This window comes from Streptomyces sp. NPDC060209 (genome assembly GCF_042728155.1).
Taxonomy (GTDB): Bacteria; Actinomycetota; Actinomycetes; order Streptomycetales; family Streptomycetaceae; genus Streptomyces.
In genome coordinates this window covers 17,422-27,918 of the sequence record NZ_JBHWZS010000091.1, presented here as the reverse complement: position 1 = coordinate 27,918, position 10,497 = coordinate 17,422, and the positions used below count along the sequence as shown (strand labels likewise).

The window sequence follows — 10,497 nt, the reverse complement described above, 5'->3', positions numbered from 1 at the left end:
TGTTGGGTATACCTTTAGACGGAAACGGGCGGGCCTTTTTCTGTAAAACTTACCGGAACTCGGCCCGCCCTGCGACATCCAGCAGACTCAGACCTCGTCGGCCTCAGCCTGCTCTTCCTCGATACTCCGTTCCAGCACGCGCCCCTCACCCGGCGCAAGGCTGCCGAGAATGCGGTCCAGGTCCTCCATCGAGGCGAACTCGACGACGATCTTTCCCTTCTTCTGCCCGAGATCGACCTTCACCCGCGTCTCGAACCGATCGGAGAGACGCGAAGCAAGATCTGTCAGAGCCGGTGAGACCCGGCCGCCGGCCCTGGGCCCCCGAGGCTTCGCGGAACTCGTGGGCTCCGATCCGAGAAGATTCACGATCTCTTCGACCGCACGCACCGACAGCCCCTCGGCCACGATGCGGTGAGCCAGCCGATCCTGTTCCTCGGAGTCGTCCACCGACAGCAAGGCCCTCGCATGTCCGGCTGAGAGGACCCCTGCCGCGACCCTGCGCTGCACCGGCGGGGAGAGCCGCAGCAGACGGAGCGTGTTCGACACCTGAGGGCGGGACCTGCCGATCCGGTCCGCCAGCTGATCGTGAGTGCACTTGAAGTCCTTCAGCAGCTGGTCGTACGCTGCCGCCTCTTCCAAGGGATTCAGCTGAGCCCGGTGCAGGTTCTCCAGGAGGGCGTCGAGAAGCAGCTTCTCGTCATCAGTCGCACGGACGATGGCCGGGATGCGATCCAGACCGGATTCTCCGCACGCCCTCCAACGGCGCTCACCCATGATGAGCTCGTAGCGGTCCTCGGCGACCTTGCGTACGACGACGGGCTGAAGGAGACCGACCTCCTTGATGGAGGTGACCAGCTCTGCCAGAGCATCCTCGTCGAAGACCTCACGAGGCTGCTTGGGGTTGGGCGTGATCGAAGAAAGGGGAATCTCAGCGAAGTACGCCCCGGCGGAATCGGTCTGCCCGCCGACGGGCTCCATCTCCCCGACCGGAGAACTCGGCTCCGGGACCAAGGGGCCGGAGGGAAGCGCGGCCAATTTTGCAGCGGCCACTCCACGCTCGGCGGTCATGGTGGGGGACGCGCCCATCGCATTCGTACCGGACGCAGGACTCACGACCTGCTTCTCCTGCGGAGCTGCGGGAATCAGCGCACCGAGCCCACGCCCCAGCCCTCTACGACGCTCACTCACTGCATGCCCTCCGAATGACTCTGCTGACTGTTCTGGACGCCCCTGTGGGCAGACTCGCCCGCTGAAGCGTGCTGGGCTTCGTAATGCACTCCGACGCCTCTCAGCGCGATCTCACGGGCCGCCTCGAGGTAGGACAGAGACCCGCTGGAGCCCGGATCGTACGTCAGGACGGTCTGCCCGTAGCTCGGCGCCTCCGAGATGCGCACGGAGCGCGGAATGCTGGTCCGCAGCACCTCTTTACCGAAGTGGGTGCGCACCTCCTCCGCGACCTGCGAAGCAAGCCTGGTCCTGCCGTCGTACATCGTGAGCAGGATCGTCGACACGTGAAGGTCGGGGTTCAGATGCCCTCGGACCAGGTCGACGTTGCGAAGTAGCTGACCAAGGCCTTCCAGTGCGTAGTACTCGCACTGAATCGGGATGAGCACTTCCGCTCCGGCCACGAGTGCGTTGACCGTCAGCAGGCCGAGCGAAGGCGGGCAGTCGATGAGGATGTAGTCCAGCGGCTGGTCATAGGCCTGGATCGCCCGCTGCAGTCGACTCTCCCGCGCAACCAGCGACACCAGCTCGATCTCCGCTCCGGCGAGATCGATGGTTGCCGGCGCGCAGAAGAGGCCTTCAACGTCCGGGACCGGCTGCACCACCTCGGAGAGCGGCATGCTCTCCACCAGAACGTCGTAGATGGAGGGGACTTCTGCGTGATGGTCGATCCCCAGAGCCGTGGAGGCGTTCCCCTGCGGGTCAAGGTCCACCACCAGCACGCGCGCACCATGCAGCGCGAGCGAGGCGGCAAGATTGACCGTCGAGGTCGTCTTGCCCACTCCGCCCTTCTGGTTGGCGACAACCATGATGCGTGTCCGGTCTGGCCGTGGCAGCCCCTCGCCGGCGCGGCCAAGGGCCTCGACCGCTAGTTGAGCCGCACGGCCAATAGGTGTGTCGTCCATCGGTGGCGGTGTTTCACGTGAAACACCGTCCCCCAGGGACTCGGTACGGGGACCGGGGACCGGATCGGTCATCGGTCCCGCGATGTTGGCGTCGGACCGCAAGGATTCACTCTCCTCGACTTCAGGCTCGCAATGAACAGAGCCTGCCATGCTTTCGGGGTCGTGAACCAGCGAGGCCGACTGTTCTGTGGATGAATCCGGTTCTGTGGACAACTCGATAGCCCTTACGGGCTTGCGGTCGCGCGGCGCGGCAGCCGCACGACCGCGGCCGATGATTCCCTGCAGCAGAGAGCGACGTTTCACGTGAAACACGATGCCTCCGCAGCCCAGCAGCAGGCTCTCGACACTCCGCAGGCAGCAGATATCGCTGCATGCATGGAGCATCAGTACAAAGAAGCCTCAATCGCACCAAAAACAAAGAAAAGGGGCCACTCAGAGCTCTCGGTCAGCCCGAACTCATCGGCGTCGACGCGTCCGACCCACCCTCGCGGCCTTGGCGCGCTTTGCGGCGAACCTCACACCGCCCGGACTCTCTCCCACCACCACACGCACCACCGTGGCCGCAGGATCAACGAGGCCCTCACCGACGTGCAGCACCTCGGTCTCCACCACTCCGAGCTTGCTCAGGGCGGCACGAGCCCCTTGGATCTCTTCCTCGGCTGTGCCCCCCTTGAGTGCCAGCATCTCTCCGTACGGGCGGAGCAGGGGGACTCCCCATCCAGCGAGCCGGTCGAGCGGGGCAACCGCCCGTGCCGTCACCACGTGAACGGGCTGCAGCGTTCCGAGCACTTCTTCAGCCCGACCACGGACGACCGTCACGTGATCCAGCCCCAAGAGCTCGACAACCTCCTGAAGGAAGTTCGTGCGACGCAAGAGCGGCTCGAGCAGCGTGATCTTCAGGTCGGGGCGTACCAACGCCAGCGGGATACCCGGAAGGCCGGCTCCCGATCCCACATCGCACACCGTGACGCCCTCGGGAACCACCTCGGAGAGCACCGCACAGTTCAGCAGGTGGCGCTCCCACAGGCGCGGCACCTCGCGAGGACCGATCAGTCCACGCTTGACGCCCGCGTCCGCGAGCAGCTCCGCGTACCTGACAGCCTCTGGAAAGAACTCACCGAATACCGCCTGCGCCTCCTTGGGCGCCTGAGGGAGCTCTGCTTCCTCCGTCACGGGGACCGTCCTTCCGTACCGCACTAGCACGCTGACTATCAGGCTGACAAAGATCGGCCCCGCCTGCGAACAGACGGGGCCGACAGTACAAGGATCCGGTCAGGCCGGGAGAACGACGACGAAGCGCTGCGGCTCCTCGCCCTCGGACTCACTGCGCAGACCTGCTGCCGCGACCGCGTCGTGCACGACCTTGCGCTCGAACGGTGTCATCGGCTCCAGCTTCACAGGCTCGCCGGAGCTCTTGACCTCATCCGCGGCCTTGGCACCCAGCGCGGCGAGAACTTCACGCTTCTTGGCACGGAAGCCGCCGATGTCCAGCATCAGGCGGCTGCGGTCACCGGTCTCACGGTGAACGGCCAGGCGCGTCAGCTCCTGGAGTGCCTCCAGCACCTCACCGTCGCGCCCCACAAGCTTCTGCAGGTCGCGCGCCGATTCGCTGATGATCGAGACCGCGGCCCGGTCCGCCTCCACATCCATGTCGATGTCGCCGTCGAGGTCGGCGATGTCGAGCAGGCCTTCGAGGTAGTCAGCCGCGATCTCCCCCTCCTGCTCGAGGCGAGTCAGAGTGTCGCTGCCCTCAGCGGCCGTGGTGGTGGTGCCTTCCGTCACGGATGGACTCCTTCTTACTTCTTGGACGGGTGCTTGGGCCGCTGCGGGCCCTTGCGCTGTCCGGACTTGGCTTGGCGTGAGGAGCCGGACGCGGCGGGCTTGTCCGCCGGCTTCGGCTTGTCGTCCTGCGATGCGGCGTCCTGCTTCTCCAGCGACGTCTTGGATTCCGACCCGCTGGAGCCGGAGTCCTTCGCCGTGTCGGAATGCGTGGCAGCAGTGTGACGCTTCGCCTTGGTCTGGCGCTTGGGCTGCTGGCGCTTGGGCGCAGCGCCGCCCTCGGCCTCCAGGACGGCTGCTTCGCTCTTCGTCACCGTTCCGTCTTCCTGGGCGGCGAGGCCGAGCTTGCCCAGACCGGTGATGAACTTGCGCTCGATGTCGTTGCGGTCGGGACCCTTGGCAACGATCCGTTTGACCGTGTTACGCCGCGTCCGACCACGTACCTCGCCGTGCGAGGTCACGCTCTTCAGCACGCGGTTCAGGTACTGGTCCTGCGCCTTGCTGCCCGGAGTCGGGTTCTGGTTGATCACGTACATCTGCTGACCCATGGTCCAGACGTTGGTGGTCAGCCAGTACACAAGGACACCGACGGGGAAGTTGATGCCCATGACGGCGAAGATCAGCGGGAAGATGTACATCAGCATCTTCTGCTGCTGCATGTACGGGGTCTTCACCGTCAGGTCGACGTTCTTCGTCATCAGCTGGCGCTGTGTGAAGAACTGCGACGCGGACATCATCACGATCATGATCGCGGTGACGACGCGGACGTCGGTCAGCGAGGCACCGAGGGCCGAGACCTTCTCTTCGCTGTCCATGAACTTCGCGGCCAGCGGTGCGCCGAAGATGTGTGCCTGACGGGCGCTGTCCAGCAGCGGCTGGTCGATGACACCGATCGTCTTGCCCGAGGCGATGGCCGAGAGCACGTGATACAGGGCGAAGAAGAACGGCGACTGCGCCAGGATGGGAAGGCACGAGGAGAGCGGGTTGGTACCCGTCTCCTTGTACAGCTTCATCATCTCTTCGGACTGACGCTGCTTGTCGTTCTTGTAGCGCTCCTGGATCGCCTTCATCTTCGGCTGGAGCACCTGCATGTTCCGGGTCGACTTGATCTGCTTGACGAAAAGCGGGATCAGACAGATCCGGATCAGGACCACCAGGGACACGATGGACAGGCCCCAGGCCCACCCCGTGTCATCGCCGAAGAGCGCTCCGTACAGCTTGTGGAACTGGACGATGACCCATGAAACAGGTGTGGTGATAAAGCTGAACAGACTGGCAATCGTGTCCACTAATCAGGCTCCTTGAGCTTTGGGCGAGGTCTCTGTGGCCGGGCTCAGGGGTTCGGAGACCGACCCCCCGGAAGGCACATCGGCGGCGGAGTCCCCGCCCTTGCCGCCACGCACACAGCTGCGCAGCAGTTCGTGCCAACGCGGACGTTTGCGTGGCGGTACGTAGTCCACGCCGCCGGGTGACCACGGATTGCAACGAAGGATGCGCCATGCGGTCAGCGCTGTTCCCTTGATCGCACCGTGCCGGTCGATCGCCGTATATCCATAGTGGGAACACGACGGGTAGTAACGGCAGACAGGCCCGAGAAGCGGGCTGATCGTCCACTGATACAGCTTGATAAGAGCCAGCAGCGGGTACTTCATCGCGCGCCCCCTCCCAGCAGCCGCTGAAGGGCGGCGTCCAGGTCTCGGGCCAGCTGTGCATGGTCGGCGTCACCCGATCCGGGTAGCGCTCGTACGACAACAAGGCTACCGGGGGGCAGCTGAGCAAGCCGATCGCGGACCAGATGGCGAAGCTTCCGCTTCACCGCGGTGCGAACGACTGCTCCACCCACTGCTTTGCTGACAACGAAACCCGCACGTGGCGGGGGAGCACTCTCCCCTGTCACGTGCGGGTCCGTAACACCGCTGCGTAGATGCACGACGAGTAGCGGGCGTCCGGCCCGACGTCCCCGGCGTACAGCGGCTGCGAAGTCCTCGCGCCGCCTCAGCCGATTCTCGGTAGGCAGCACGTCATGACCTGGCCGCGATCAGGCGGACAGGTTTGCGCGACCCTTGCCACGGCGGTTCGCGAGAATCGCGCGGCCGGCACGGGTACGCATGCGAAGCCGGAAGCCATGGGTCTTGGCGCGACGACGATTGTTCGGCTGGAAGGTGCGCTTGCTCACTCGGGGGCTCCAGAAATGATTCGTGTGTTGGCGGGACATCGCCTGGCTGTCACCGTGCGCCCACGAGGAACTCGCGTAAACGCCTTAGTGCACCGCTTCACAATCACAGATCGTGATGTTTGCCCATCGGAGGCAGGCGGCAGCAGCCATCGACAACTCGACCTGGTCACGGTACGCGCGGCTACGCCATCCGGTCAAACCGGCTCCGCGCCACCCCCTGCTGTACACAGCCTGTGGACAACAACTTGAACCGCGCGGGTCGGCCTGACTACCGTGGCTGAACTCCGGTTCTTTTCCTTCCTTCCTGCCGGGCCTCACCCGACCCGACCCATCCCGTCCCGAGAAGCACACATTCGTGGGACATGCGAGAGAGCGTGCCTTGTGGCTGACGTACCTGCCGATCTTGCCGCAGTGTGGCCACGAGTGCTGGAACAACTCCTCGGGGAGGGCCAGCAGGGCATCGAGCCCAAGGACAAGCAGTGGATCGAGCGCTGCCAGCCCCTGGCACTCGTCGCCGACACCGCGCTGCTGGCCGTACCCAACGAGTGGGGCAAGCGTGTCCTCGAGGGCCGGCTCGCACCGCTGATCAGCGAGACGCTGACCCGTGAGTGCGGGCGCCCGATCAGGATCGCGATCACCGTCGACGATTCGGCCGGCGAGCCTCCCGCTCCGCCCGCGCCCCCGATGCACCAGCCCCACCAGGGGCAGCAGTCGCACCGCTACCAGGGACCGCAGCACGACGAGCCGTCGCGCAACGACGGGTACGACAGCTACGGCCCCAGGCCCTCCGACGACGGCATGCCGACGGCCCGCCCCGCCTACCCGGACTACCAGCAGCACCGCCCCGAGCCCGGCGCCTGGCCGCGCACCCAGGAGGACCTCTCCTGGCAGCCCCGGCACGGCGGGTACCAGGACCGCGACCCGTACGCCGGCCCGCGCCCTCAGCAGCCGCAGCACGACTACCGTCCGCAGCCGCCCGAGCACCAGGGTTACGAGCAGCGTGACAGCCGCGACCGACACGATCTGCAGGACCAGCAGCCACAGCACCGCCAGGGCGGCCCCGGAAGGGCCGGCGGTGGTCCCATGGGAACCCAGTCCGCGCCCCCGCCCGGAACCGGTGAGCCGCACGCCCGGCTGAATCCGAAGTACCTCTTCGACACCTTCGTGATCGGCGCGTCCAACCGATTCGCGCACGCGGCGGCGGTCGCCGTCGCCGAGGCGCCCGCGAAGGCGTACAACCCCCTCTTCATCTATGGGGAGTCGGGGCTCGGCAAGACCCACCTGCTGCACGCGATCGGTCATTACGCGCGAAGCCTCTACCCGGGCACCAGGGTGCGGTACGTGAGCTCCGAGGAGTTCACCAACGAATTCATCAACTCGATCCGCGACGGCAAGGGCGACACCTTCCGCAAGCGCTACCGAGACGTGGACATCCTCCTGGTCGACGACATCCAGTTCCTGGCGAGCAAGGAGTCGACGCAGGAGGAGTTCTTCCACACCTTCAACACGCTCCACAACGCCAACAAGCAGATCGTGCTGTCCTCGGACCGTCCGCCCAAGCAGCTGGTGACCCTCGAGGACCGGCTGCGCAACCGGTTCGAGTGGGGCCTCACCACCGATGTGCAGCCGCCGGAGCTGGAGACGCGTATCGCGATCCTTCGCAAGAAGGCGGTACAGGAGCAGCTCAACGCCCCGCCGGAGGTGCTCGAGTTCATCGCCTCCCGCATCTCGCGCAACATCCGCGAGCTGGAGGGCGCTCTGATCCGTGTGACCGCCTTCGCGAGCCTGAACCGGCAGCCTGTGGATCTCGGTCTGACCGAGATCGTGCTCAAGGACCTGATCCCGGGCGGCGAGGACTCGGCTCCCGAGATCACCGCGCCGGCCATCATGGCGGCGACCGCGGACTACTTCGGACTGACGGTGGAGGATCTCTGCGGATCCTCGCGCAGCCGCGTCCTGGTGACTGCGCGCCAGATCGCGATGTATCTGTGCCGCGAGCTGACGGATCTTTCCCTGCCCAAGATCGGCGCCCAGTTCGGCGGACGCGACCACACCACGGTGATGCACGCCGACCGGAAGATCCGTGCCCTGATGGCGGAGCGGCGCTCCATCTACAACCAGGTCACCGAGCTCACCAACCGCATCAAGAACGGCTGACGCGCCGGACCGGCAGCCAGACCGCCGCACAGCGCGCCACAGGCGCCCCGCGAGGACCGTACGACGTCCTCATGGGGCGCCTTTCTTCGTCAGGAGCCTCCGAGCGCGACTCCAGGAGCGGTCACGAAGTCGTTCTGGAGTCGTCCTGGGCGGCCTGCGGCGGCCTTCAGGACCCCTCCACGCACCCGCTCCCACTCACGTCGACGGTCTGCGGGGCGGCCGAATCCGTGCGGAGTGTTCGAATACAGGCCTCTGACGAGGGCTTCTCCACAGAAGGAACGGGAATCTGGCGTCCACAGCCTGGGGACTGTGAAGTTGTCCAGATTGCGTCCACAGGGTCGGCTGTCGATACTCCATCAGGCCAGGTCACATGCCTGGGGATTTGTGGTCAACGATGATCCACAGCCTGTGGACAGAGTTTTCGTCCACAGGCACTCGATGATGTTGTCCACCGTCGGCCCACAGGCACGCCCCCGTTGTCCCCAGCTTCTCCACACCCCTGTCCACTGTTCGGCAACCCAACACCCGCTTTCACGCCCCCGAGTGAAAGGCGTCACACGAGGGGGCTCGGTTGAGCTGTGGGGAACGTGGGTAAAGCTGGGGACAGCCCTGGGGAGAAGTCACCCCGCCCTGTGCATCGGGTGTGCAGAACTTTCGCGTGTCCACAGAAACGCATGGTTGTCCACCGGTGTCACCCACAGGGTCGGTGGACAAAAAACCGCTGCTGACCTGCGGAAACGACGTTATCCACGGTTTCCACAGGGCCTACTACTACTACCACTCAGAGTTAGCCAGGAATCCGCTTCGAAGTGGGGCCTGTGCACAACTCGAGCGGCGAGCTCGGCGAACCTCTTGGCACGACTTGACCCCGAGCAGCAACGAGTGTCGGTGCCGTACGTCAGACTGGACCCCGGCGGTGTCCCCGGCCCTTCGGCCAGGAGCCCCGTCCAGACCACGAAGACCAGCAGGGCGAGCGAGCAACAGCAGGAGGCGGTTCCGGTGAAGATCCGGGTGGAGCGCGATGTACTCGCGGAGGCGGTGGCCTGGGTGGCCCGCAGCCTCCCGGCCCGTCCGCCGGCGCCCGTTCTCGCGGGCCTTCTCCTGAAGGCCGAGGACGGAGCCCTCAGCTTCTCGAGCTTCGACTACGAGGTCTCGGCCAAGGTCTCGGTCGACGCCGAGGTCGAGGAGGACGGCACGGTCCTCGTCTCCGGCCGGCTGCTCGCCGACATCTGCCGCGCCCTGCCGAACAGGCCGGTCGAGATTTCCACAGACGGTGTACGGGCCACAGTGGTCTGCGGCTCCTCGCGGTTCACACTCCACACCCTGCCTGTGGAGGAGTACCCGGCACTGCCGCAGATGCCGACCGCCACGGGCACCGTGCCCGGAGAGGTCTTCGCCTCCGCGGCGGCCCAGGTCGCCATCGCGGCCGGGCGCGACGACACCCTGCCCGTGCTGACCGGCGTCCGGATCGAGATCGAGGGCGACACCGTGACGCTCGCATCGACCGACCGCTACCGCTTCGCGGTCCGCGAGTTCCTGTGGAAGCCGGAGAACCCCGACGCCTCGGCCGTGGCGCTGGTGCCCGCGAAGACACTCCTGGACACCGCCAAGGCGCTGACCAGCGGCGACACAGTGACGCTGGCGCTGTCCGGCTCGGGTGCGGGCGAAGGGCTCATCGGCTTCGAGGGTGCCGGGCGCCGTACGACCACGCGACTGCTCGAGGGCGACCTCCCGAAGTACCGGACGCTCTTCCCCACCGAGTTCAACTCGGTCGCGGTCATCGAGACCGCCCCGTTCGTCGAGGCCGTCAAGCGTGTGGCCCTCGTGGCCGAGCGCAACACCCCGGTGCGGCTCAGCTTCGAGCAGGGTGTGCTCATCCTGGAGGCCGGTTCCAGCGACGACGCACAGGCTGTGGAGCGTGTCGACGCCGTGCTCGAGGGCGACGACATCTCGATCGCCTTCAACCCGACCTTCCTGCTGGACGGGCTCAGCGCGATCGACTCCCCGGTCGCGCAGCTCTCCTTCACGACGTCGACCAAGCCCGCGCTGCTCAGCGGCCGGCCGGCTGTCGACGCCGAGGCGAACGACGCGTACAAGTACCTGATCATGCCGGTGCGCCTCTCCGGCTGATCCGGTGGTCGTTCCTGTTCATGGCAGTTTCCGGCGGGCAGGCTCAGCGCCGAGCGGGCTCACCGTGCTGCACCCCGCCGTGCTGTCCTGGCCGGGCGTAGGCTCGGGCCTGGGTACGAATCGGCA

10 protein-coding genes are annotated in these 10,497 nt (G+C 66.0%); 2 read left to right on the top strand and 8 right to left on the bottom strand.

The annotated features are described in order from the left end of the window. Positions 1-87 precede the first annotated feature (87 nt). The 8 genes from ACFWFI_RS19225 to rpmH all read right to left on the bottom strand — a co-directional run bounded on the left by ACFWFI_RS19225 (position 88) and on the right by rpmH (position 6,084). Positions 88-1,188, bottom strand: a complete 1,101-nt coding sequence (locus ACFWFI_RS19225) for a ParB/RepB/Spo0J family partition protein (RefSeq protein WP_387391399.1) — start codon at positions 1,186-1,188, stop codon at positions 88-90. Further along, positions 1,185-2,279 (bottom strand): ParA family protein, encoded by a 1,095-nt coding sequence (locus ACFWFI_RS19220; protein WP_387391405.1) that lies wholly within the window; start codon positions 2,277-2,279, stop codon positions 1,185-1,187. The genes ACFWFI_RS19225 and ACFWFI_RS19220 overlap by 4 nt, the downstream gene beginning before the upstream one ends. A 306-nt stretch (positions 2,280-2,585) precedes the next feature. Further along, complete coding sequence (gene rsmG, locus ACFWFI_RS19215; RefSeq protein ID WP_203181421.1) at positions 2,586-3,302, bottom strand: 16S rRNA (guanine(527)-N(7))-methyltransferase RsmG; 717 nt, start codon at positions 3,300-3,302, stop codon at positions 2,586-2,588. A gap of 99 nt (positions 3,303-3,401) precedes the next feature. Further along, complete coding sequence (locus tag ACFWFI_RS19210; protein ID WP_387391396.1) at positions 3,402-3,911, bottom strand: Jag family protein; 510 nt, start codon at positions 3,909-3,911, stop codon at positions 3,402-3,404. Between the two features lie 14 nt (positions 3,912-3,925). Continuing rightward, a complete protein-coding gene (gene yidC, locus ACFWFI_RS19205) occupies positions 3,926-5,197 on the bottom strand; it encodes a membrane protein insertase YidC (RefSeq protein WP_387391393.1) in 1,272 nt (423 codons plus the stop codon). Between the two features lie 3 nt (positions 5,198-5,200). Then, positions 5,201-5,560 (bottom strand): membrane protein insertion efficiency factor YidD, encoded by a 360-nt coding sequence (gene yidD / locus ACFWFI_RS19200; protein ID WP_387391390.1) that lies wholly within the window; start codon positions 5,558-5,560, stop codon positions 5,201-5,203. Beyond that, positions 5,557-5,928 carry a ribonuclease P protein component gene (gene rnpA, locus ACFWFI_RS19195; protein WP_099173276.1) on the bottom strand — a complete coding sequence of 124 codons (372 nt, stop codon included), beginning with the start codon at positions 5,926-5,928 and terminating at the stop codon, positions 5,557-5,559. Before rnpA ends, yidD begins: the two co-directional genes overlap by 4 nt. Before the next feature lie 18 nt (positions 5,929-5,946). After that, entirely contained in the window at positions 5,947-6,084 is a 138-nt protein-coding gene (rpmH, locus tag ACFWFI_RS19190) for a 50S ribosomal protein L34 (RefSeq protein ID WP_014047156.1), read from the bottom strand. 381 nt (positions 6,085-6,465) lie between these two features. On the opposite strand from rpmH, the gene dnaA reads away from it, so the two are divergent. Together dnaA and dnaN are read left to right on the top strand one after the other, a co-directional pair. Then, positions 6,466-8,241, top strand: a complete 1,776-nt coding sequence (gene dnaA, locus ACFWFI_RS19185) for a chromosomal replication initiator protein DnaA (RefSeq protein ID WP_387391386.1) — start codon at positions 6,466-6,468, stop codon at positions 8,239-8,241. A 999-nt stretch (positions 8,242-9,240) separates the two neighbouring features. Further along, entirely contained in the window at positions 9,241-10,371 is a 1,131-nt protein-coding gene (dnaN, locus tag ACFWFI_RS19180; RefSeq protein WP_356742083.1) for a DNA polymerase III subunit beta, read from the top strand. Positions 10,372-10,497: the final 126 nt, after the last annotated feature.

What these genes read in the sequence shown, in the direction of transcription:
- ACFWFI_RS19220 (WP_387391405.1), bottom strand. Translation starts at nt 2,279, where the DNA reads ATGGCAGGCTCTGTTCATTGCGAGCCTGAAGTCGAGGAGAGTGAATCC.
- yidD (WP_387391390.1), bottom strand. Translation starts at nt 5,560, where the DNA reads ATGAAGTACCCGCTGCTGGCTCTTATCAAGCTGTATCAGTGGACGATC.